The organism is Variovorax sp. PAMC26660 (genome assembly GCF_014302995.1).
Classification (GTDB): Bacteria; Pseudomonadota; Gammaproteobacteria; order Burkholderiales; family Burkholderiaceae_C; genus Variovorax.
The window spans coordinates 2,722,476-2,745,282 of the sequence record NZ_CP060295.1 but is presented as its reverse complement, the minus strand read 5'-3'; the positions used below and the strand labels follow the sequence as shown (position 1 = coordinate 2,745,282).

The 22,807-nt window shown below is 64.5% G+C and carries 21 protein-coding genes and 1 pseudogene; 8 read left to right on the top strand and 14 right to left on the bottom strand.

Annotated elements, in window-relative coordinates:
• The first annotated feature begins 44 nt into the window (after window positions 1-44).
• Window positions 45-1,016 (top strand): LysR family transcriptional regulator, encoded by a 972-nt coding sequence (locus tag H7F35_RS13235; RefSeq protein ID WP_222622021.1) that lies wholly within the window; start codon window positions 45-47, stop codon window positions 1,014-1,016.
• Here the strand turns inward: H7F35_RS13235 and H7F35_RS13230 are convergent.
• Together H7F35_RS13230 and alr are read right to left on the bottom strand one after the other, a co-directional pair.
• Complete coding sequence (locus tag H7F35_RS13230; protein WP_187113295.1) at window positions 970-1,683, bottom strand: hypothetical protein; 714 nt, start codon at window positions 1,681-1,683, stop codon at window positions 970-972. The genes H7F35_RS13235 and H7F35_RS13230 overlap by 47 nt on opposite strands.
• Window positions 1,680-2,789, bottom strand: coding sequence for an alanine racemase (gene alr, locus H7F35_RS13225; RefSeq protein WP_187113294.1), 1,110 nt, complete (start codon window positions 2,787-2,789; stop codon window positions 1,680-1,682). The genes H7F35_RS13230 and alr overlap by 4 nt, the downstream gene beginning before the upstream one ends.
• A gap of 181 nt (window positions 2,790-2,970) precedes the next feature.
• On the opposite strand from alr, the gene lplT reads away from it, so the two are divergent.
• From lplT to H7F35_RS13210, 3 genes are all read left to right on the top strand, one after another.
• Window positions 2,971-4,275 carry a lysophospholipid transporter LplT gene (gene lplT / locus H7F35_RS13220; protein WP_187113293.1) on the top strand — a complete coding sequence of 435 codons (1,305 nt, stop codon included), beginning with the start codon at window positions 2,971-2,973 and terminating at the stop codon, window positions 4,273-4,275.
• Window positions 4,276-4,336: 61 nt separating this feature from the next.
• Window positions 4,337-5,227 (top strand): DMT family transporter, encoded by an 891-nt coding sequence (locus H7F35_RS13215; RefSeq protein WP_187113292.1) that lies wholly within the window; start codon window positions 4,337-4,339, stop codon window positions 5,225-5,227.
• Between the two features lie 11 nt (window positions 5,228-5,238).
• Window positions 5,239-5,727, top strand: a complete 489-nt coding sequence (locus H7F35_RS13210) for a glutathione peroxidase (protein ID WP_187113291.1) — start codon at window positions 5,239-5,241, stop codon at window positions 5,725-5,727.
• 364 nt (window positions 5,728-6,091) lie between these two features.
• Here the strand turns inward: H7F35_RS13210 and H7F35_RS13205 are convergent, their stop codons facing one another.
• The 9 genes from H7F35_RS13205 to H7F35_RS13165 all read right to left on the bottom strand — a co-directional run bounded on the left by H7F35_RS13205 (window position 6,092) and on the right by H7F35_RS13165 (window position 15,885).
• Entirely contained in the window at window positions 6,092-6,529 is a 438-nt protein-coding gene (locus H7F35_RS13205; protein ID WP_187113290.1) for a carboxypeptidase regulatory-like domain-containing protein, read from the bottom strand.
• 89 nt (window positions 6,530-6,618) lie between these two features.
• Window positions 6,619-7,860: a glycolate oxidase subunit GlcF gene (gene glcF, locus H7F35_RS13200; RefSeq protein WP_187113289.1), complete on the bottom strand. Its 1,242-nt coding sequence runs from the start codon at window positions 7,858-7,860 to the stop codon at window positions 6,619-6,621.
• A 21-nt stretch (window positions 7,861-7,881) separates the two neighbouring features.
• Complete coding sequence (gene glcE, locus H7F35_RS13195) at window positions 7,882-8,994, bottom strand: glycolate oxidase subunit GlcE (protein ID WP_187113288.1); 1,113 nt, start codon at window positions 8,992-8,994, stop codon at window positions 7,882-7,884.
• Between the two features lie 17 nt (window positions 8,995-9,011).
• On the bottom strand, window positions 9,012-10,514 hold the full coding sequence (locus H7F35_RS13190) for an FAD-linked oxidase C-terminal domain-containing protein (RefSeq protein ID WP_187113287.1): 1,503 nt from the start codon (window positions 10,512-10,514) through the stop codon (window positions 9,012-9,014).
• A 264-nt stretch (window positions 10,515-10,778) separates the two neighbouring features.
• Window positions 10,779-11,663 (bottom strand): LysR substrate-binding domain-containing protein, encoded by an 885-nt coding sequence (locus H7F35_RS13185; RefSeq protein ID WP_187113286.1) that lies wholly within the window; start codon window positions 11,661-11,663, stop codon window positions 10,779-10,781.
• Between the two features lie 351 nt (window positions 11,664-12,014).
• Window positions 12,015-12,947 carry an SMP-30/gluconolactonase/LRE family protein gene (locus H7F35_RS13180; RefSeq protein ID WP_187113285.1) on the bottom strand — a complete coding sequence of 311 codons (933 nt, stop codon included), beginning with the start codon at window positions 12,945-12,947 and terminating at the stop codon, window positions 12,015-12,017.
• Window positions 12,948-13,143: 196 nt separating this feature from the next.
• On the bottom strand, window positions 13,144-14,574 hold the full coding sequence (locus H7F35_RS13175; protein WP_187113284.1) for an ammonium transporter: 1,431 nt from the start codon (window positions 14,572-14,574) through the stop codon (window positions 13,144-13,146).
• Window positions 14,575-14,603: 29 nt separating this feature from the next.
• A complete protein-coding gene (glnK, locus tag H7F35_RS13170; protein WP_007833403.1) occupies window positions 14,604-14,942 on the bottom strand; it encodes a P-II family nitrogen regulator in 339 nt (112 codons plus the stop codon).
• Window positions 14,943-15,006: 64 nt separating this feature from the next.
• On the bottom strand, window positions 15,007-15,885 hold the full coding sequence (locus H7F35_RS13165; RefSeq protein ID WP_187113283.1) for a TorF family putative porin: 879 nt from the start codon (window positions 15,883-15,885) through the stop codon (window positions 15,007-15,009).
• Window positions 15,886-16,099: 214 nt separating this feature from the next.
• Between H7F35_RS13165 and H7F35_RS13160 the strand changes: the two are divergent.
• Window positions 16,100-16,792: pseudogene (locus tag H7F35_RS13160) on the top strand (magnesium chelatase domain-containing protein); the annotation flags it as partial.
• A 31-nt stretch (window positions 16,793-16,823) separates the two neighbouring features.
• On the opposite strand, the gene H7F35_RS13155 reads toward H7F35_RS13160, so the two are convergent.
• Together H7F35_RS13155 and H7F35_RS13150 are read right to left on the bottom strand one after the other, a co-directional pair.
• Window positions 16,824-17,096 (bottom strand): hypothetical protein, encoded by a 273-nt coding sequence (locus H7F35_RS13155; protein WP_187113282.1) that lies wholly within the window; start codon window positions 17,094-17,096, stop codon window positions 16,824-16,826.
• Between the two features lie 9 nt (window positions 17,097-17,105).
• The gene (locus tag H7F35_RS13150) at window positions 17,106-17,738 is read right to left on the bottom strand and encodes a hypothetical protein (protein ID WP_187113281.1); all 633 of its coding nucleotides are present in this window, start codon (window positions 17,736-17,738) and stop codon (window positions 17,106-17,108) included.
• Window positions 17,739-17,966: 228 nt separating this feature from the next.
• Between H7F35_RS13150 and H7F35_RS13145 the strand changes: the two genes are divergently transcribed.
• The 3 genes from H7F35_RS13145 to H7F35_RS13135 all read left to right on the top strand — a co-directional run bounded on the left by H7F35_RS13145 (window position 17,967) and on the right by H7F35_RS13135 (window position 20,603).
• Window positions 17,967-18,200 (top strand): hypothetical protein, encoded by a 234-nt coding sequence (locus H7F35_RS13145; RefSeq protein WP_187113280.1) that lies wholly within the window; start codon window positions 17,967-17,969, stop codon window positions 18,198-18,200.
• Window positions 18,201-19,160: 960 nt separating this feature from the next.
• Complete coding sequence (locus H7F35_RS13140) at window positions 19,161-19,385, top strand: hypothetical protein (RefSeq protein WP_187113279.1); 225 nt, start codon at window positions 19,161-19,163, stop codon at window positions 19,383-19,385.
• Between the two features lie 627 nt (window positions 19,386-20,012).
• Entirely contained in the window at window positions 20,013-20,603 is a 591-nt protein-coding gene (locus H7F35_RS13135) for a recombinase family protein (protein ID WP_187113278.1), read from the top strand.
• Window positions 20,604-20,863: 260 nt separating this feature from the next.
• Here the strand turns inward: H7F35_RS13135 and H7F35_RS13130 are convergent, their stop codons facing one another.
• Window positions 20,864-21,571 (bottom strand): hypothetical protein, encoded by a 708-nt coding sequence (locus H7F35_RS13130; RefSeq protein ID WP_187113277.1) that lies wholly within the window; start codon window positions 21,569-21,571, stop codon window positions 20,864-20,866.
• Between the last annotated feature and the right edge of the window lie 1,236 nt (window positions 21,572-22,807).

The window sequence follows — 22,807 nt, the reverse complement described above, 5'->3', positions numbered from 1 at the left end:
CACCAGGGCCGGGTAGCCACCGGCCGGAACAGGACCCTTGCGCCGTGGGAACGAATTCATTTCTCAAAGTACTGCCGGAGATGGTGACCTTTCTGCGGGTCGCCGAGCTCGGCAGCTTCTCGGCCGCGGCCGATCTGCTGGGCATGACGCCGTCGGCCGCGAGCCGGCAGGTCAAGCGGCTCGAAAAGGAAATCGGCGTGCAACTGCTGCAGCGGACCACGCGCCAGTTGCGCCTGACCGAGCCCGGCACCGAAGCCTTCGCGCGATGCCGCGAACTGGTGCTGGCAGCGCAGGGCACGATGGACATTGCGCAGCAGTTCTCAAGCAAGCCGAGCGGGCTGGTGCGCCTGAGTGCGCCCAAGGCCTTTGCGCGGCGCGTGCTGCATCCGCACATGCTCGACTTTCTGCAGCGCTATCCCGAGGTCGATGTGCAGCTCATCGTGGAAGACCGCGACATCGATCCGATCCGCGAAGGCGTGGACCTGGTGGTGCGGCTGACGACGGCGCCGCCCGAAGGGCTGGTGGCGCGGCAGTTGATGGCGGTCGAGCACATCCTGTGCGCCACGCCGCGCTACCTGGCGCAGCACGAGGCCATCGCGCATCCGCGCGACCTGCTGGCGCACAGTTGCCTGTCGCTCGGCGAGCATGAGCGCGACAACCACTGGCGCTTCACGAAAGAAGGCGAGGAAGACGCGGCGGTCGTGGTGCGTGGGCGCTACATCTCCAACCACAGCGAGATGCGACTCGAAGGTGCTCTGACAGGCCTGGGCGTGGCCTGCGTGCCGGACTTCATGGCGCGCGAAGCGCTGGACGAAGGCCGCGTGGTGCGGGTGTTGGTCGACTGGGAATTCCAGGGCAACTACCACGGGCACGCATGGATTCTTTATCCGCCGAACCGCTTCACGGTGCCCAAGTGCAGGGTGTTGATCGATCACCTGCTCGGCGCATTGGCCGATGAGCCCAGCAAGCTCAGTGCTTCTTCAGCAAGACCCGCACGGCCTCGGGCAGGGAGTTGACCTGCGGCATGAAGTGATCGAGCAGCGCGCCGAGGATCACCGCGCTGACGATCGCGCCCAGCAGCGGCTTCCACGTCAACCGCACCGCCGCCATGAGCCAGCCTTCGCGCGCCACGCGCACGGCGGCACGCGCCGACACGTACGAGAACGCGATCTCCACGGCCACGGCCAGCAGGGCGTCCCAGCTGAAATAGAGCAACACGAGCGAGCCGGCACCGAACAGCACCGCCACGCAGATCAGGAAGACCGCGACCACGGGCACGACGATGATCGCGCCTTCGTCGGCACCGCCCGCAATGTCGAGCGCCCCGCTGGCCACGTCGGACAGCACGCTGCCGTCGCCTGTGTTGCCATTCAAGTCGCTGCCCGCGTCGAACGCGATGTCGCCTATGTCGTGTTCGATGCGGTCATGCACGAGCCGGCTGGCCCACCAGCGCAACACCAGCAGATAGCCCAGATACCCCACGCCCAGCGTGAGGAGGTAACGCACCGCCAGCGAGTCCACATGGAACAGGTGCATCTGCAGCGCCGACACGCCCCACATCAGCAGCAGCGTGAAGCTGCCGATCAGGATGCCGTGCGTGCGCAGGCTGTGGTTGCGGTGCAGGTCGCGTTCGACCTGCGTTTCCCAAAGGCGCACGGAGCGCCAGTTGGAAAGAACCTTCATTGATCGTTGGCGGGGACCTGGGCCGCGAACGGCACGCGTGGCGCCACGGCGCACATGAGCTCGTAGCCGACGGTGCCGGCGGCCTGCGCGACGTCATCGATGGACAGCAGCGCGCCTGTCTTCGCGGAGCGGCCCCACAGCGTGACCTCGCTGCCGAACTTCGCATCGGGAATGTGCGTGAGGTCGACGGTGATCATGTCCATGCTCACGCGCCCGACCATGCGGGTGCGCACGCCGTTCACCAGCACGGGCGTGCCGGTGTTGCAGTGGCGCGGATAGCCGTCGGCATAGCCGACCGCGGCCACGCCGATGGTGAGTGGCCCTTCTGCCGTGAAGTTGGAGCCGTAGCCGATGGTGTCGCCGGCCTTGAGCGTCTGCACACCGATCAGTTGCGTCGACAGCGTCATGGTGGGCTGCAATTGCCAGTGCGCCGAGTCGTGCACCGGGAAGTCGGGGGCGCTGCCGTACAGCACGATGCCGGGGCGCACCCAGTCGCTACGCGTCAGGTCGGCATGGCGCAGGATGGCGGCGCTGTTGGCAATGGAGCGTTCGCCCGGCAGGTCGCGCGTGGCGCGCTCGAACACCTCCATCTGATGGGTGATGCCGCGCGTGCCGTCGGCGTCGCTGAAATGGGTCATCAGCGAGATTTCGTCGACCTGCGTGAGCGCGTTCAGGCGCGTCCAGGCGGAGCCGAAGCGTTCGGGCGTGAAGCCCAGGCGGTTCATGCCGGAGTTCATCTTCAGGAATACGCGCTGCGGCTTGAGGGTCTTGTGGGCCGCGAGCATGTCGATCTGCTCGTCGCAATGAACGGTGTGCCACAGGTCCAGGCGCGAGCACAGTTCCAGGTCGCGCGCGTCGAACACGCCTTCGAGCAGCAGCACCGGGCCGCGCCAGCCGAGGGCGCGCACGCGCTCGGCCTCGGCCAGGTCGATCAGCGCAAAGCCGTCGGCGCCACGCAGGCCCTCGTAGACCCGCTCGATGCCATGCCCGTAGGCATTGGCCTTGACCACCGCCCAGACACGGGCGTCGAGGGCCGAGTGGCGGACCCGGCCGAGGTTGTGACGGAGTGCTTCTGTATGGACAGTGGCGAGAATGGGGCGCGGCATGGAGAACTCTGGCAAGGTTCGGGGAAAATGCAGACCACGTTTTAGCACCTTCGGGAATGGGGACGAATACCGTGGGGATGCCTATTTCGGCGTCGTACCCCCATGCTATAACCGCCCATTCGCTCCGAACGCGACACTTTTTCACTACCGCCAGCAGACCCTCTGGCCAGCCAGCCCATCGATGAAGCGCGGTTTTTACACGATCATGTCGGCCCAGTTCTTTTCGTCGCTGGCCGACCAAGCGCTTTTCGTTGTTGCCGTCGATCTCATGCGAAGTTCGGGCGCGCCCGAATGGCAACGCGCGGCCCTGGTGCCGATCTTCGCGGTCTTCTATGTGGTGCTGGCGCCGCTGGTGGGCGCGTTTGCCGATGCGCTGCCCAAGGGCAAGGTGATGTTCATCAGCAACGCGATCAAGGTGGTCGGCTGCCTGATGATGCTGTTCGGCTCGCACCCGCTGCTGTCGTATTCGATCGTGGGCCTGGGCGCGGCGGCCTACTCGCCGGCCAAGTACGGCATCCTGACGGAGCTGCTGCCGGCCTCCCAACTGGTGAAGGCCAATGGCTGGATCGAAGGCCTGACGATCGCCTCGATCCTGCTGGGCATCGTGCTCGGCGGCACGCTGGTCGGCCACGCGGTCTCCAGCAAGCTGCTGTCCTTCGACTTCCCCTTCATCGACACCGGCATCGATTCGCCGGCCGAAGCCGCCATCGCGGTGCTGATCTTCGTGTACATCCTCGCGGCCTGGTTCAACACGCGCATCCCGCACACCGGCGTTGAAATGCGTCCGCTGCGCGCCAATCCGCAGCACAGCATGACGCGCAACATCGCCGCGCTGCTGCCCGACTTCTGGCATTGCAATTCCCGCCTGTGGCGCGACCGCCTCGGCCAGATCTCGCTGGCCACCACCACGCTGTTCTGGGGCGCGGGCGGCAATCTCAAGTACATCGTGCTGGCCTGGGCCTCGCTGGCCCTGGGCTACAACACGACCCAGGCCTCGGCGCTCACCGGCGTAGTGACCATCGGCACGGCCGTAGGCGCGATCGTGGCCTCGATGTACATGCGGCTGGACATGGCAACCCGCGTGATCCCGATGGGCATCGCGATGGGGCTGATGGTGATCGGCATGAACTTCATCGGCAACGTCTGGCTGGCGGTGCCTTTCCTCATCATCCTCGGCGGCCTCGGTGGCTTCCTGGTGGTGCCGATGAATGCGCTGCTGCAGCATCGCGGCCACAACCTGATGGGCGCGGGCCGTTCCATCGCGGTTCAGAACTTCAACGAACAGACCTGCGTTCTGCTGCTGGGCGCCTTCTACAGCGTGTGCACCGGGCTGGGCCTGTCGGCCTACGGCGCCATCAGCGCCTTCGGCCTCGTGGTGGCGGGCTGCATGTGGCTCATCAAGCGCTGGCACGAGAACAACCTGAAGAAGTACCCCGAAGAGGTCGAACACCTTCTGGCCATCGCCCGCAGCGACAAGCATCACTGATCTCGCGCGACCGCGTTGGTGAACTGGCCGGCGCGCCGGGCGCCCCCACTCCAACGCCACCATGCCCGCACTCGCCCTGATGTTCAACGCCTTCGTGTGGGGCGTTTCGTGGTTCCCGTTCCGCCAGATCGCAAGCCATGGGCTGCATCCGCTGTGGACCACCTGCCTGATCTACCTTGCCATCGCCACCGTGATGGGCCTCGTGCGCCGGCATGCCTGGAAAGGCTTCGCGGCTTTTCCGATGCTGGTGGTGCTGGGCCTGGCGGCAGGCTTCACCAACGTGGGCTTCAACTGGGCCGTGACGCAGGGCGATGTGGTGCGCGTGGTGCTGCTGTTCTATCTGATGCCGCTGTGGAGCGTGCTGCTGGCCTGGCTGCTGCTGGGCGAGCGGCCCACGGGCGGCGCGCTGGCGCGGGTGGCGCTGGCCCTGGCCGGCGTGGTGGTGGTGCTCAAGACGCCGGGCACCGACTGGCCCGTGCCGTCGAGCCTGCCGGACTGGCTTGGCGTGGCGGCGGGCTTCGGCTTCGCGGTGACCAACATCGTGCTGCGCCATCTGCGGCATGCACCGGGCGAGTCGCGCGCGCTGGCCATGTTCTGCGGCTGCACCGTGGTCGCGGGCATCGCGGCACTGGTCGGCACGGCGTTCGGCGGCATCGATTCGCCCATGCTCGCTTCGCCCGGCTGGCTCGGCTGGGCCGCGGTGTTGGGCACGGGTTTCGTGATCGCCAATGTGTGCCTGCAGTACGGCGCGCCGAAGCTCGCGGCCAGCGCGACCTCGGTCATCATGCTGTCGGAGGTGCTGTTCGCCAGTGTCTCGTCGGTGGCGCTGGGTGCGGCCACGATGGACCCGCGCATCCTCGTGGGCGGCGCGCTCATCATTCTGGGCGCCTTGTGGTCGGCGTTTGCACGAACGCCGCCACCGCGCGATGATCGCGCCTCTGCGTCCACCTGAGGAACATCTCCATGACCAGCGTCTACGACTTCGAGGCCAACCAGATCGACGGCAAGCCGGTGAAGCTCTCCGCCTACAAGGGCAAGGTGCTGCTGATCGTCAACACGGCCAGCAAATGCGGCTTCACGCCGCAGTTCGCGGGACTGGAGGCGCTGCACGAGAAGTACGCCGATCAGGGGCTGACGGTGCTGGGGTTTCCGTCGAACCAGTTCGGCTCGCAGGACCCGGGCACGAACGAAGAAATCGGCGCTTTCTGCACGAAGAACTACGGCGTGAGTTTTCCGATGATGGAGAAGATCGACGTGAATGGCAGCGGTGCGGCGCCGCTGTACCAGTGGCTGACGAAAGAGAAGCCGGGACTGCTGGGGCTGACGGCCATCAAGTGGAACTTCACCAAGTTCCTGATCGGGCGCGACGGCACGGTGCTCAAGCGCTATGCGCCGTTGGACACGCCGGCATCGCTCACGCGCGACGTCGAAGCAGCACTGGCTGCGGGCTGAGAGTTCGCCCGCCTCGATCGATCCATTCGGGACCGTGCTGACGCCTGTTGCGTTGTGCGGCGTGGCGTGGCGTGGATTCATTCAGGGCAGGTGCGAATGACGCCAGGAGCTCCCCTCCGCGAATGTCCCCCGCTTCGCTCCTCCTTTATTTCGCTGCGGGGAGCACCTGGTGTCATTCGCACAGGGCACGCTGCTATTGATCCAGCGATCAACGACCGCTCTGAGCGCTCACGTCGATACGGGGCTCTTTTTAGCTAAATAAAGGAGGAGCGAAGCGGGGGACATTCGCGAAAAAGAGCACCGTGTCGGCGGGAGCGACGCCCTGAACGGCAAGCCCCCCAACGCAAACAGCCCCAGAGACTCGTCAGAAACGGAAGCTGGCAGTCTTCGAGCCACCGCCAACAGTCACTGTCTGGCTCTTCGTCTCACCGCCGGGCGCGGTGACATCGATGGTGTAGCGGCCCGCCGGCAAATCGATCAGGCACACCGGCCCGTTGGCGGTCAATGCCAGCGCAGCGGCAGTGTTGGCGTCGCCGCCCTTGATCGCGACACCGACGTTCGCCATGTAGGCGCCGTCCGCGCGCGAGAACAACAGCGCCAGCGGATGGTCTTTCATGGCGGCGCGCATGGCCGTCGACTCGTCCGAGCCGATGCCGCCGCACACATAGCGCACCGAGCCTGCACCTTGCCAGGCCGGCATGGCGGACTGGGCCTGCGCCGCCAGGGCGCCGGTTGCACAGGCGCACGCCAGCAGCGCGTTGCGCAGGCGGACGGGGATGAAGAATGCGTGGGCATGGGACATGACACTGGCTCCTTGCAGGTTCGGTGCGCCCATGATGCGCCGCGACCGCCCTCCGCGCGAGTCGGACCACAGCCCTCCACGCTGTGCGATCAAGCCCTACCCGGCGCTCCCAGCGCCGCATCGAGCAGTTCCACCCAGTGCCGCACCGGTGTGTCGCCGCTGCCGCTTTGCAGGTGCGTGATGCAGCCGATGTTGGCCGAGGCAATGGTGGTGGGCTGCAGTTGCTTCAGATGGCCGAGCTTGCGGTCGCGCAGCGGATAGGCCAGCTCGGGCTGCAGCACCGAGTAGGTGCCGGCCGAGCCGCAGCACAGGTGCGATTCGTTCATGGCCACGCGCACGTCGAAACCCAGTGCGCGCAAGTGCGTCTCGACGCCGCCGCGCAGCTTCTGGCCGTGCTGCAGCGTGCAGGGCGGGTGGTAGGCCACCACGCCAGCGGGTGCGCGCACACGGGCCTTCAATGCGGGCACGAGGTCGGGCAGCAACTCACTCAGGTCGCGCGTCAGTTCGCTGATGCGCGCGGCCTTGGACGCGTAGGCCGGGTCGTGCTGCAGGATGTGGCCGTACTCACGCACGGTGACGCCGCAGCCCGAGGCGTTCATCACGATGGCTTCGACCTCGTTGCGTTCGACCTGCGGCCACCACGCATCGATGTTGGCGCGCATCTGCACCTTGCCGCCCTCCTGGTCGTTGAGGTGGAACTTCACGGCACCGCAGCAGCCGGCTTCCTTCGCGATCACGGTCTGAATGCCGGCCGCGTCGAGCACGCGCGCGGTGGCGCTGTTGATGTTCGGCATCATCGACGGCTGCACACAGCCTGCGAGCATCAGCACCTTGCGCGCATGCATGGCGGTGGGCCAGGCGCCGGCCTCCTGCTTCGCGGGCACCTTGGCTTTGAGCGCCTCGGGCAGCAGGCCGCGAACCGACTGGCCGAGCTTCATCGCGGGGCCGAAGAGTGGCGATGACAAGCCCTCTTTCAGCAACCAACGCTGTGCCGACTCCATCGCGGGGCGCGGCACTTTCTCGTCGACGATCTTGCGGCCGATGTCGACGAGGTTGCCGTACTGCACGCCGCTCGGGCAGGTGCTTTCGCAGTTGCGGCAGGTCAGGCAACGGTCGAGGTGCAGTTGCGTGCTGCGCGTGGGCGTCTTGCCTTCGAGCACCTGCTTGATGAGGTAGATGCGCCCGCGCGGGCCATCCAGCTCGTCGCCGAGCAGTTGGTAGGTGGGGCAGGTGGCGGTGCAGAAGCCGCAGTGCACGCACTTGCGCAGGATGGCTTCGGCTTCGCGGCCTTCGTCGGTGTCGCGAAATTCGGGGGCGAGTTCGGTTTGCATCGCGGGGTGTTCTCTATTTTTTTATGCGTCAGCGATGAGGCGGCCGCGATGAAAGAGGCTGTGCGGATCGAATTCGTGCATCAGCGCGCGATGAATCCGTTCGACCGGCGTGCTCAACACGTCGAAGCGCGGAATGCCTGTGTGCACGTCGGCGCCGGCAGGCAGCCTGAACAGCGTGGCGTGGCCGCCCGCCGCGCGTGCGACTTCGCGAATGCGCGTGGCCTGCTCCGGCGGCGCCTTGTACCAGCGCTGGCCGCCATGCCATTCGATCAATGGCGCGGCGCCATCGAGCGCAAGCACCGGTGCGGTCTGCGGCACCGACAGGCGCCAGAGCGCATCCGGCCCCTCGGTTGTGGCGAACCATGGCAACTGCTGGTCGCGCAGCGATTGCCAATCGGCGGCGGCACGCGCGTTGTCCTTGCGCTCGCCGCCAAGGTGCGTGCAGGCGGCCTCCACGGCCGCGACCGCGCCGCGCAATCGGAGGTAGAGCGTGCCGGCACCGGCGTGCTCGAACCAGCAGCTCGCATTCAGCGGCAATGGTCGGCCGCCCCATTCGTTGAGCAGTCGCAGCGCATCGGCCTGGCCGCAAGCAAATTCGAGCGTGGCCTCGGCCGGCGCCACGGGCAACACCTTGAGGCTGACCTCGGCGATCACGCCCAGCGTGCCGAGCGAACCCGCCAGCACGCGCGAGACGTCGTAGCCCGCCACGTTCTTCATCACCTGTCCGCCGAAGCTCAGGATGTCGCCGCGTCCGTTGACGAGCGTGGCGCCCAGCACGTAGTCGCGCACCGCGCCCGCGCTGGCGCGCGCGGGGCCGCTGAGGCCTGCAGCGACCATGCCGCCCACGGTGGTGGCGCCACTCGCGCCGAAGTGCGGCGGCTCGAACGGCAGGCACTGCCCTTGCTCGGCAAGCACCGCTTCGAGTTCGACGAGCGGCGTGCCGGCGCGCACGGTGACGACCAGCTCGCTCGGCTCGTAGCTCGTGATGCCGGTGAGCCCGGTGGTGCTCAGGACTTCGCCTTGGGGCGCTTCGCCGTGAAAGTCCTTGGTGCCGCCGCCGCGAATGCACAGCGGCGTGGCGTCGGCGGTTGCGGCGCGGATGCGCTCGACGATCTGGTGGAGGGCTTGATCCATGACCGGGTGCCTCCTCTTCAGAAACGCGGCAGATCGGCATGCGGCAGCCTGCCGCCGCGCACCACCTGCTTGCCGTATTCGGCGCAACGCTGCAGCGTCGGGATGACCTTGCCGGGGTTCAGCAAGCCGGCCGGATCGAAGGCGCGCTTGACGCCGAACATCTGCTCGTTCTCGGTGGCGGTGAACTGCACGCACATGCTGTTGAGCTTCTCCACGCCCACGCCATGCTCGCCCGACACGGTGCCGCCCATCGCGACGCTGGTTTCGAGGATGTCGGCGCCGAACAGCTCGCAGCGGTGCAGCTCGTCGGGGTCGTTGGCATCGAACAGCACCAGCGGATGCAGGTTGCCGTCGCCTGCATGGAACACGTTGCAGCAGCGCAGGTTGTATTTCTTCTCCATCTCCTGGATGGCCAGAAGAATGTCGGCCAGCCGCTTGCGAGGGATGGTGGAGTCCAGGCACATGTAGTCGGGGCTGATGCGGCCCGATGCCGGAAAGGCGTTCTTGCGGCCGCTCCAGAACTTCATGCGTTCGTCTTCGCTGGTGCTCACCGCGATGGCGGTGGCGCCGCAGCCGCGCAGCACGGCGCTCATGCGGCCGATTTCTTCTTCCACCTCTTCGGGTGTGCCATCGGATTCGCACAGAAGAATGGCGGCGGCATCGAGGTCGTAGCCCGCGTGCACGAAGTCTTCGACGGCGGCGGTCATGGGCTTGTCCATCATCTCCAGCCCCGCCGGGATGATGCCGGCGGCGATCACTGCAGCCACCGCGTCGCCGGCTTTGCGCACGTCGTCGAAGCTGGCCATGATGCAGCGCGCCAACTGCGGCTTGGGCACCAGCTTGACGGTGACCTCGGTGGTCACGGCCAGCATGCCTTCGCTGCCGATGACGAGCGCGAGCAGGTCGAGTCCCGGTGCATCGAGCGCTTCGCCGCCGAATTCGATGGGCTCGCCCTCGGCCGTGAAGCCGCGCACGCGCAGCACATTGTGCAACGTCAGGCCGTACTTCAGGCAGTGCACGCCGCCCGAGTTCTCGGCCACGTTGCCGCCGATGGTGCAGGCGATCTGGCTCGATGGATCGGGTGCGTAGTAGAGGTTGAAGGGCGAGGCCGCCTCGCTGATGGCCAGGTTGCGCACGCCGCACTGCACAACGGCCGTGCGGCTCACCGGATCGATCTTCAGGATGCGGTTGAACTTGGCGAGCGACATCGTCACGCCCAGCGTGTGCGGCATCGCGCCGCCCGACAGGCCGGTGCCCGCGCCGCGCGCCACCACGGGCACGCCGAGATGATGGCAGGTCTTGAGCACGGCGGCCACCTGCGCCTCGGTTTCTGGCAGCGCCACCACCAGCGGGCGGGCGCGGTAGGCGGTGAGGCCGTCGCACTCGTAGGGCGTGGTGTCTTCTTCATGCCAGATCAGCGCGTGGGCGGGCAGGTGCGCCTGCAGCGCGCGAACGACCTGGGACTGGCGCTCAGTTTTCTGTAGCGATGCGTGTGACGTGGGTGTGAGCGGCGCATTCATGCGGCAGGCCTCTTTCTTGTCTCTTCTTCTGGCGGAATGTCTCGTGGATGCCCGCACTCTACGGAAATGCGGCGCCTTCGGGTTGAAGGTTTTTTGCGTGGCGCTTGAGAGAACTTTGCCGCCCTCCCCGCTCGCAGCGGCTCACAAGGTGTGAAGAAACCGTAGCGAGCGCGCCGAGCTTGCATCGAGGACCGCAGCCGTACTCTGTACGGTAAGGACCGCAGGTGCGAGATCGGGGCGCGCAGTAGGTTTATTCATACCTTGTCAGCGCAGGCTCTGTTCCAGCCACTCGGCAAAGGCCGCACATTCCCAGCGTTCGAGCGTGCCGGGCTGCCAGCAGATGTAGTGCCGGTGCGGCGAAGGCACGGCCTGGTCGGACAGCGCCACCAGCCGGCCCGATTCGAACCAGGCGGCGCCCATCTTCTGCCGCACCAGCGCCACGCCGAAGCCGCTGGCGGCCGCGTCGTACACGAGCCCCAGGTCGTTGAATTGCGAGCCGATGTTCGGCTCGGGCTGATCGAGCCCGCAGCTTGCGAACCAGGTGCCCCAGGGTTCGAGCGGGCTGCGGATCAACCGCGCGCTGGCGATCTCAGCCGCCGTGCGGAACCCGGTGAACGGGCCGAACTCGTTGAGATAACTCGGGCTGCAGGCGGGCACCACCTGCTCTTCGAGCACGAGGCGATGCTCGCAGTCGGCGTATGCACCAGGGCCGTAACGCACTTCGAGGTCGGCCTGCTCGGCGGTGACGTCGAGCAAGGGGATCGACACCTGCAGAACGAGTTCGATGTCGGGGTAGATGTTGCGGAACAGTTCCAGCCGGGGCATGAGGAACTGTCGGCTGAAAGTCGGCGTGACGGCGATGCGCAGGCGCGTGGCACGCTGCACGGCACTGCTGCCGAGCGGCGTGGCCTGCAACGCCGCAAGGCCGGTGCGTACGTTCGCAAGGTAGGCCGCGCCGTCGGCTGTCAGGCTGAAATCGCTACGGCCGAAGAGCTTGAAGCCCACGTGCGATTCGAGCTGGCGGATGCGGTGGCTCACCGCGCTCGGCGTCACGCACAGCTCGTCGGCCGCGCGGCCTGCATGGCGCAATCGGGCCACGGCCTCGAAGGTCAACAAGCACTGGATCGGCGGGATGTGCTGCAGAGCCATGGGGTTTACTGCACCATCGCGTGTCGTGCTGCGGGTTGCTTGTTTTTTGGGCACTGCTGTTCGGGGCGCGTGCGAATGACACCAGGTGCTCCCCTCCGCGAATGTCCCCCGCTTCGCTCCTCCTTTATTTCGCTGCGGGGAGCACCTGGCGTCATTCGCACATGGACACGCTGCTGGTGATCGGCGATCAACGACCACTCTGTCCAACGCTCACGTCGATACGGGGCTCTTTTTCGCGAAATAAAGGAGGAGCGAAGCGGGGGACATTCGCGAAAAAGAGCACCGTGTCGGCGGGAGCGACGCCCTGAACAGCAGCGCATAGAACGACGAACGGAAAGGCAAAGCCCCACCCTAGTCCTCGAAGAAGCTGACAGGCAACCCAGGCGTGTCGACCCGCATCGAGATCACCGTGCCCGAAGCCGGACGCTGCGCGATCTCGGCAGCAGGCCGGCCCTTGCGGGCGCTCGTCACGAACAGCGTCTTCAGGTCATCACCGCCAAAGCAAGGCATGGTCGGGCACTGCACCGGCGTGGCGATGGACGCCACCCGCTCACCCGAAGGCGCGAAGCGCAACAGTTGCGCGCCCTCGAACATCGCCACCCAGTAGTGCCCCTGAGCGTCGATGGTGGCGCCGTCGGGGCGGCCGTCGTAGTGCAAGGGCGAATCGGGCGTCCAGCCTTCGGGCTTGGCATTGAACTGCTGGAACACGCGCGCATGCGACAGCGAATTGGCCTCGGCATCCCAGTCCCAGGCATGCACCAGATGCGCAGCGGTGTCGGCCCAGTAGAGCGTGCGAGCGTCGGGCGAGAACGCCAGGCCGTTGGCGGTGGTGGACTCGTTGGCCATCTGCGTGATGTTGGGCGAGATGCCGGTATCGCTGCGCGCATCGAAGCAATAGAGGGCTGCGTTGGCGCGGTCCTTCGCCTCGTTGAGCGAGCCGCCCCAGAAACGCCCCAGCGCATCGCACTTGCCGTCGTTGAAACGCATGGTGCGCACGTCGTGCTCCACGCGCGCCATCACGACCAGTTCGCCACCCCATTCACGTGCGCGGTAAATGCCGTCGCGCAACGCGATCACGAGGCCGCCGCTGCGCGCGGGCGCCATGCAGCCGGGCTCGGTCGGCAACGGCCATCGCTCGACGGTGGCGGACGGCGTGCCGATGTCGCCGCGCGTGCGCAGCACGGCCCGGCCGGGAATGTCGAGCCAGTAGAGGGCGCGTTCCTGCGGATGCCAGAACGGCGATTCACCCAGTTCGCAAAGGCTGTCTTCGATGGAGGTCCACATGGTGTCGTCGATTGTGCCCCCGGCCATTGAAGCCGCGGGCAAAAAAAAGCCCGCTGGCGCCGAAGCGCTCGCGGGCTGAACATCCAAAGGAGACTCTCGCTTGAAAAACTCGTTACGAAGATTTGTTCTTGTAAGAAAGGATGGTGGTCATCCATCTGGCTGCGGGACCACCCGAAGGCGGCCCCGCAGTTGCGGATCAACGGTTGTAGGCAGTTTCGCCGTGGGAAGAAATGTCGAGGCCTTCGCGCTCTTCTTCTTCCGACACACGCAGGCCGATGGTGAGGTCGGCAATCTTGAAGGCGATGAACGCCACCACGCCCGACCACACGATCGTGAGCGCCACGCTCTTGATCTGGATCCAGACCTGTGCGCCCATTGCGAAGGTGTCGGGCGTTGCGCCGCCGGTGCCGCCCAGGCCCTTGGCTGCGAACACGCCGGTCAGGATGGCACCCAGGATGCCGCCCACGCCGTGCACGCCGAACACGTCGAACGCGTCATCGGCGCCCAGCATGCGCTTGAGGCCACCGACACCCCACAGGCAGACCAGGCCAGCCAGCAGGCCGAGCACGATCGAACCCATCGGGCCGATGAAACCGGCAGCAGGCGTTACCGCCACCAGGCCGGCAACGGCACCGGACGCAGCGCCCAGCATCGAGGCCTTGCCCTTGTGCAGGCTTTCACCCAGGATCCACGACAGCGCGGCGGCAGCGGTGGCAAGCACCGTGTTGATGAAGGCCAGGCCGGCAACGGCGTTGGCAGCACCCGCCGAGCCGGCGTTGAAGCCGAACCAGCCGACCCACAGCAGCGAAGCGCCGACCATGGTGAGCGTGAGCGAGTGAGGCGTGAACGCTTCCTTGCCGTAGCCGACGCGCTTGCCGACCATGTAGGCACCGACCAGACCGGCCACACCGGCGTTGATGTGCACCACGGTGCCGCCAGCGAAGTCGAGCGCGCCGTCCTTGCCCAGCAGGCCGCCGCCCCACACGATGTGGGCGATCGGCACGTAGCTGAAGGTGAACCACAGCACCGAGAACAGCAGCACGGCGGAGAACTTGGCGCGCTCTGCGAACGCGCCGACGATCAGCGCCACGGTGATGGCCGCGAAGGTGCCCTGGAAAGCAACGAACACGTATTCAGGAATGGTCGTCAGCGCACCGAAGGTTTCCTGCGTGATGCCCTTCATGAAGATCTTGTCGAATCCTCCAAAGAAGTTGCCGTCACCCGAGAAGGCGATGCTGTAGCCGTAGACGGCCCACAGGATGCTGATGAGCGAGAAGATCACGAAGACCTGCATCAGCACCGACAGCATGTTCTTCGAGCGGCCCAGGCCACCGTAGAACAGCGCCAGGCCGGGGATGGTCATCAGGATCACGAGCAGGGTCGAGGTCAGCATCCAGGCGGTGTCGCCGGAGTCGATCTTCGGTGCCGGTGCGGCGGCGGGTGCCGCAGCAGCGGGCGCCGCGTCGGTGGCGGCTGCTGGCGCGGCCGGCGCTGCGGGAGCAGCCGCAGCCGGTGCCGAAGCGGCCGGCGCTTCGGCCGTGGCCGCTGCGGGCGTTTGCGCAAAGCCGGTGGTGCCGGCGGCCAACACGCTCAAACCGAGCGCAAGAGAGACAAGCAGTTTTTTCATAATCGTTGTTCTTTCGTGCCAGGACTCGGTCAGAGGGCTTCGCGGCCTGTTTCGCCGGTGCGGATGCGAACGACCTGTTCGAGGTTGTAGACAAAAATCTTGCCGTCGCCGATCTTGCCGGTGCGTGCCGCACCCTCGACGGCTTCGATCACGCGATCGACGAGGTCGTCGGAGACGGCCGCTTCGATCTTTACCTTGGGCAGGAAGTCGACCACGTACTCCGCGCCGCGGTACAGCTCGGTGTGGCCCTTCTGGCGACCGAAGCCCTTGACCTCCGTGACGGTGATCCCCTGCACGCCGATGGCCGACAGTGCTTCGCGCACCTCGTCGAGCTTGAACGGTTTGATGATGGCTGTGACCAGCTTCATGATTTGCTCCTTTGGATGGAAATGAAATGGTGCGGCAGCTTGGGCCGCGCCTCGTTGTGATTGTTTACAGCGTCTTCGTCAGCGTGAGGATGAAGCGTGCCTTGTTGGGCGAGTAGACCTGCTGCGCGGTGTACAGGCCGAAGTCGTACACCGGGCCGGCCGCGGTGTTGTACGCGCTCTTCTTGTTCGCACCCTGCACGGAGCCGGTCAGCGACAGGCCATTGCCGAAGTCGTACGCGGCGCCGATGTTGTAGTCGACGTAGCTCTTGTAGGGCGTGTTCCTGCGGATGTCGCTCGAGAGGGCTGTGTAGCCAACGGCCGCCTTCAGCGTGACCTTGGGGAAGATTTCCTTGCTGTAGGCCAGGTTCAGGTAGCCGGTGTTGGTGCCCTTCAGGCCCGAGCCGCCCTTGTTCCCTGCGAAGTTGAAGTAGTCCTTCGACACCGTGTGCGAATACTTGGCGGTGAACGAGCCGATGGTGTCGTTGGCGTAGGTGGCGCCGACATACAACTCAGTGGTGTTGCCTGCCGAGTTGCCCGAGTAGATGTAGGTGAGTGCACCGACGTCCATGTCGAGTGGGCCGGCCTTGAACTTGTAGCCGCCGTAGAGGTCGGTCTCGATGCTGTTGCCCTTGAGCCAGTTGACGCTGGAGTTCCAGTTGCCCACATAGAAGCCGCTGTCGCCGAAGGCGTAGTCGAGGCCACCCTGGATGGCGGGCTTGAAGCCCTTGGTCTTGGCGTAGTCGTTGCGACCGATCATGTCCTGGTCTTGCCCACGGAACTTGTAGTTGGTGGTCAGGGACACGTTGCCCGTGAGATTCGGGGCGGGAGCTGCCGCTGGCGCTGCGGCGTCCGTCGTTGCTGCGGTCTGCGCCAGGGCGGCGCCCGACGTGGTCAATGCTGTGGCCAGAACGATCAGCGCCTGAACGGCGGTACGGTGCGTCATCGGGAAACTCCTCGCAAGTGTTGTGGAACCTGATGACCCCCAAAGCAGGGAGCGTGCCAAAGTGCACGAATACGGCCCCTCAAGGCGATGGCCGTGGCCCGAGTTGGGAGCCAATTCGCTACAACGGATGTTTCGAGTGGTTGCAGAAGCCCGTGCGCTGCACCACACCGGGCATGAGAAAGATGGGCGCACCATCTTGGGGAGAGGGAGAAGAATGAGTCTGTCTTTGGTGCAAAGCCGCGCTTTGCTAGGGCTGGAAGCAGCCAGTGTCACGGTCGAGGTGCATCTGGCGAACGGCCTGCCCAGCTTCACGCTGGTCGGCCTGGTGGAAACCGAAGTCAAGGAAGCCCGCGAGCGGGTGCGCTCGGCGATCCAGAACGCGGGGCTGGAATTTCCGAACAACAAAAAAATCGTCGTCAATCTCGCGCCGGCCGATCTGCCCAAGGACTCGGGCCGCTTCGACTTGCCGATTGCGCTCGGCATCCTCGCGGCCAGCGGGCAGATCGACAGCGCCCGGCTCGCCGGTCACGAGTTCGCCGGGGAGCTGTCCCTTTCGGGCGAACTGCGCCCCGTGCGCGGCACCCTGGCGATGGCGCTGGCCCTGCACACGCGTGGCGTGGCAACGCGGCTCGTGCTGCCCATGGACAGTGCGCAAGAGGCCGCGCTGGTCCCGGGCGGCGAGGTGTATGGCGCCCGGCATCTGCTGGACGTGGTGCGGCAATTCATCGTCGACAGTGATGCCGCCGTGCAACTCCCCGATGCGCCGGACGACGGCTGGGCACGGGTGCACGCCGCATCCGGCGTGATCGCACCGCTTTATGCCGACCTGGCCGACGTCAAGGGACACACGGGCGCCAAGCGCGCGCTGGAGATTGCCGCGGCCGGCGGCCACAGCCTGCTGATGATGAAGACTAAAGACCCCGAAAGTTGTGAGCTAGTTACTTAAACAGATAGCCAAAGGCCACCCCTCCCACAGTAACTATTGCGACGATCATGGCCGCGTATTTCTGAGTGTTTGCGGAACTCACCACCACCCGGTGTTGTGCGACTTCTCGATCCTCGCGCTTTTGCTCATCCCGAAGCTTGATCCAAGCCGTCACCTCTCGGTGCTTTGCAGGGCTATACCCGCCCGAGGCATGTTTTTTACGGATGAAGTCTTCGTCAGTCGCATTAAGCTCCCGCCAAAACTCCGCCTTGTTGAACGCAGCCATACGCCCACCTCATGCATCGAGTTCCGGGCCCGCACCAATCTCTTGTGCGCGGTGGAACAGGGCGGTGTACTGAACCTCTTGAATCCATTTTTTGGCCCGCAACTGCATCGCGACCTTGTAGGGGTTCAACAGAAGAATGAAGTGCATAGGACCTGCGGCCCCAGGCCGATAGTCGATAAAACCCAACTCCTTAAGCACGCGCATGTGTTCGCGCCACGTAGAGACGCTCCTCTCACCCAAATAGCCCGCCTCCGATGCAGCAACCATCTCGTTGTCAATCTTCACCACCGCTTCGCCGAATACTCGGCACCACAACACTAGGTAGGAGCGGCCTGCTGGCACCGACTTCGAACTGACATGCTTTGAGGCATCACCGATCATGTTCATCAAGATCGGAACCGGACGGGGTATAGGGGAAAAGCCCTTTTTCTTGCTGTCGCCGATTAGCCATAGCATGTCATCGCTGACGTCTGGCCAGAGATGCTTGCGCATCGCGATGGTGTCCTCGACTGCTTTGTTGAGCTTCTTCGCCGTTTGCTTCGCGTTCAACACCCCAAAAGGCAACACGGGAATTGGGGGTACCGCAGGCGCAACAACCACAACTGCGTCGAGTGACGGTGCTGCATGGACTTGAAGCGGCAAGACTGGCGGCGGGATTGGGGCGCCACCTGACACCGGAGTGGCCGGAGTAGGCAGGGAGACCACACCGCTTTCGCCGGAATCTTGAGGGGAAGCGTTGGCGGCGTGAGGCGCAGACGGAGTTGAATCTGAGCCGTTTGGAACAGGCTGCGGCAGCAGGGGAGATGTAGGGTCAGACATTTGATTTTTCTCGGCGAAGTGGGGTTGGTGTCGATGGGTTGAAGGTAATGCATGCTCCTCAGCACCGCCACCTTTCCGTTTCCGAGATCCGCAAACGGCTGCCAAGAATTGCCGCAACTGAGATTCTCAGTTCGCGGAAATGATACATCCGAAACCTCAATTTGCGAATTTGCCGAGTTGAGATCGAAAAAAACGTTACGTGACAACACCTTAGGAGAAACGAACGGTGTTCGCTCTCTTCGTGTTATCGGCGTGTCGCTGGTGTTCGCGGTGGTCGTGGATTGACAAGGGCTGGCGGCCCAATTTTCGGAGTGCTTTTTGTTAGTTTCCCGTCGTCGAAGCGCTCACAAAAACAACTGTCGGCGGCCTCGCTGCGAATTGCGGGGAGTTACCGCAAATTGCATGCTTGACAAGCCCACGAACGAAAAATCTGTGGGACACAGATACACACACAGACAGCTATGCGGAGAAGAAGAGGGAGATAACGGCGGGGTCAATGGCGCACCTCCGCCACCCGATACGGTCTCGGCGAGACGACCTGACCGGGAATCAAGCCTCGTAACGAGAGCTCAGCAGCGCCACATCTGTCGATGGAAAGACCAAGAAGGCCGTCGCGGTGTGCCAAGTCGACATGCGGCGCCCGGCTTCAACCCGATAGTGCGATTCGCCGTATGGGACTCAGTGCTCTCGATCCTCAAATGAGGACGGCTATCCATGGTCTTGGGTCCGCAAGGCAAGATTGAAACGCTCCAAGGGCCTCGCCTTCGGCATTGGAACGTTATCTATACCGCGATTCCGTGGGTCCAGCGTTCATGCGGGTTGGCAGCCCATTGGTGCTTAATATTTGAGCAATCACCCACGGGTACTTCCGTTACACAACCATAGATCGCAGCCTTTTGCAGTGCGTACAACGCCTGAGGCAGTTGGCGCTCTGCTCCGAGTAGTTCGAGCCAGTTACGAGGGAGAGCGGAGGGGTCTTCGCGGTGCGCCGCTGCTTTGCGGCGACGGTCCGCCATTGGGACCACAAGTGCGCCCTTGGAGTCCACCGCCAGGATTTCGAGCGATGGCAAGATGTCGGCCAGATCATCCTCGAAGACCCGGGGCACGGCCCCAGCCTTGCTACGACTGTGCTGCATCGCCAGTCGGCCACAGGGCTTGCATCTACCTTGGAGAAAGAGCGGCGGACGAGACCTATCGAGACCGAAGGAGGTCAAGGGGAGCGCGTGGCCGCAGGCGCAACATCGCTTGGCGATGGCCGGCGCGGTAAACATGGAACGGTCAGACATGTTGTTCGCGGTGATGCGTCGCGGGGAAGCGCCGAACTTCGGAGACCCAAAAACCAGCGCCGTTGAGCGCCATCCCTCGGGCCACCTTCTCGGCATCGGTGAGGCATCGCCGCTGGTTGCCTGCGTGGCGCCCGTAACGGTGGCTGTCGAATGCGTGGGTGCTGTTAAAGAAAGCGCCGCATGAAGGGCACTGGTTTCTGTCGCCGGAGAGGTGGCGGCGGGGTCTTTCGGTGAGGGTGCCCGGTGCTGCGGACGTGGCTGTGCTGACGTGCATGTGTGCTTTCGTTGAGGTGTGGTGGAGGTGAACCCGAGAGGTGCTCGGGCGGGAGCCGGTGTGGCTCTCCTAATTCAGGGGGGTAATCGCGATTCGGGCGTTTTCGGGCATCGACGCACCAGCCCCCTTGGCGAGTCCTGATCGCGCCCCGTGGGCGTCTGCCCTCGGGTTGCGCGGGGCAGTTCGAACGGTTCGAGGCATCGAGCGCCCTGTCGGGCTTATCTATTGCGCAGGCTTATGGCCGCGCCGCTGACAGCCCGCTCTTCCAAGTGAAGGGGCTATTGGATTCAGCCGCTCACAAGACCTCGCGCACCCAACCCCTCGGCCAGCGCAGATCGCGACTCGCAGGCCCTCACCCTCGGGGTGCGCGGGCGGGTGTTCTCCCAGGTGTGGGCCTCAATCTTTAAAGGGGCTCGAAACTTGTACCTTGTGAGCCGCGCGGGGCTGACCTCATTGATATAGCTCACAACCTATTGACACTACTAAAGAGCTAGGCTCATAATCCTCCCCATATCATTTGAGCCTTGGAGGGCTGACATGGCGCAGATCGCCTACTACCGCGTTTCCACCACTGACCAAAGCATCGAAGCGCAACGGTCCGCGATGGGGGGCAGCTTCGACGAGGAGTTCAGCGACATCGGAGTGAGCGGTGCTGTGCCCGCCGCGCTACGCCCCGGATTCGCCAAGCTCCTTGCCTTCATTCGGAAGGGTGACACGTTGCACGTCTACGCTGTGGACCGCCTTGGCCGCGATGCGCTCGACGTTCAGGCCATGGTGCGGGCGCTCCTCGACAAGGGCGTTGAGGTGGATGTGCAGGGCCTCGGTCGGATCGCCAAGGGCGTGGGGGAGTTGATCCTCGCGGTGCTCGCGCAGGTTGCCGACATGGAGCGTCACCGGATCAACGAGCGGACTGCTGCTGGTCGAGACGCTGCGCGGAAGTCGCTTGCAGAGACCGGACTTACGCATAAAGGGAAGGCAAGCCTGGGGCGTCCCGTGAAGGGCGACGCGAAGAAGGTCGTGAGGTGGCGCATGGAGAACGGCGCCAGCATCGCCGCGACGGCGGCGCACTGGGGGCTCTCCCTTGCCACCGTGAAGCGGTACTGCTTGAGCGGCACGGCCTCAGTCTGAGGCGTACGACGATGGCGAAGCGATCCGCAGCACCTGACCCTCTGCACTCCCTGGCTACAGACTGGATCAACGAGATGAGCGCCCGGTTGACGCACCTGAAGACTGCTGATGAGGCCTCCGTGTGGGAAGCCGTCCCGCCAATCTTCCCCGAGGTGTACGGGTCGCCGTTTGACAGGACCAACGGGTATCACATTGCGCTGGCCGGCGCCGTGGTGGCTACCGTGCTGAGTGGGCGTCCTGAGCGAGAAGCGCTGTAGGCGCTACGGCGGTCGCCGGTAAACGAAATCGGAGTAGCCGCTTACGTTGGCAACCATGAGGATTTCCATGAAAGAGTGCTGCGGGAGTTGCCGGCTCACTTCGACGACCAATAATTCCCAGTCCCACGATGTGTAGACGGAGTTAAGTGTGCAATCGACCACGAGCGCGGTGTGCTCCGGATAGTTTTTCCTCATCTTTGTCTTGATGGCATCCAGCACCATGATCGCGAGTTCATCAACGTGCGACCGATGCGTATGCAAGGTGGGCACGGCAACAATCTGCCGACGCCCTCCCTCGTCCTTGACAGTCTTCAGCCCGTTCACCCCGAATACGGCCAGCCCGCTATTCAGAGCTTCACGCACGAGGTACTCGTTGGGATGCTGTGCTCCGGTGACCTCGATGAAGCTGAATCGAGGGCAGTCTGCGGCGTCGGCCCTGCCTCCGTGCCACGCCACTTCGGCGTCGTAGGCGCCACCCTCGCCAACCCACTTCACCGTCATGTAGCAGCCAGGGCCGTAACGGGCGTGGACGTAGCGGCAGATCGGGAGAAGCTCCTCAAGTAGCCTCTTTTCAGGCCGTTGACGCATGCGCAGCTTCCTGGCGCCGCTCTCTCCAAGTCGAACGTGCTCGAACACGGCGTAGACGAGGCGGCAGAACTCCAATCCGTCGAGGGAATGGCCGTCGAATTGATCGAGGAATGTCGGGACCATGCGCAAGTGTAGGAGCGGCACAGCATGTGCCCAAGGGGTTTCGCTCGGGGGCCACAGGGGGGAACTTCGCCGCCCGATCTCTTCGAGGGAGCTCTCAGACTTTTGTTCAAGAAAACAAAACGCGTGCGACGTTAGAACGGCAGCCAATTCACCGTGTAGCAGGCGTCGATGCGTGCAAGGGCAGGCTGTTCCTCTGAACAACTTCGAGCACAAGCAAGCCATTTCGGCGAAGCATCCGCAGTACCGCACCTTTGGCGGCAAACGGCGTTCTGGTTCCTTGCAGCTACGAGGTCTACGTCCGCCCTTGCCGAAGCAGTGAGCAAGCCACTTGGGTCAAGGTAGGACTTTGGGACAAGGTAACTCGCAATCCGATTAATGTCGTTCTGGACACCATCGGCGAAATTGTTAATGTTCGCCTTCACGTCCACATTTTCGGCGCCCGCAGCCGTATCGCGGAGGATTCCCACTTGCAGCTTCAGCGTCCTCAAGCAGTAGGCGGACTTCAGGTCCACGTCTGTCGGCGCGATCTGCGCGAAACCTGATAGCGGAGCCATCACGAAAGCGAAGCACGCTGCAAAGCGTCGGTTGACATGCATGGCTCGGAGCATAACTCTCAGGAGGTCCGTTAGAGAGAAGCCTTGCCGACGCCGACGCCGAAGCCGCGCCGTGTAGGAGGCAGCGATGCGTGCCGTGTTGAGTCGCTCGACCGTGACTGCGGTGAGGTCTGAATTTTGTGAACGATAAGTGCGGGGAGCGCCTAGCATGCCTTTGTACCCCCTCGGCCTTGTGGTCGTTTCGGTGGTCGTCAGAACCCCTGCCTGCCCCACTGGCGCCCGTTACAGATCAATAACTTAGCCGTGGATGCGAGGTTCGATCAAGCATCTCCCCAACACTGACCTATGGGCGGCCATTCCGCCGCCGTTCCCCGAGGTCTACGGCTCGCCATACGACAGAGCCGACAGCTATCACTTCTACATCGCGGGCCCCGTGGTAGCAGCCGTTCGCGGGATGCCCTGGTCGACTCTAAAGAAGTGCTCCCGTGTGCAGCGGGGCGGTGGCGCGATGGGGCACAGGGGGGGAACTTTCGCCCTGCGTTCATCGAGGGCCCGCTCCGAGTTTTGTGCCGCAAAGCAAAATTACCCCAAGGGGCAAATCCGCAAGCAGACTTACGGTCGAGCCCGACTCCTTGCGTGCTGGCACGTGGCACAGGATCAGGCCGGATTGTTCCCGGCTACG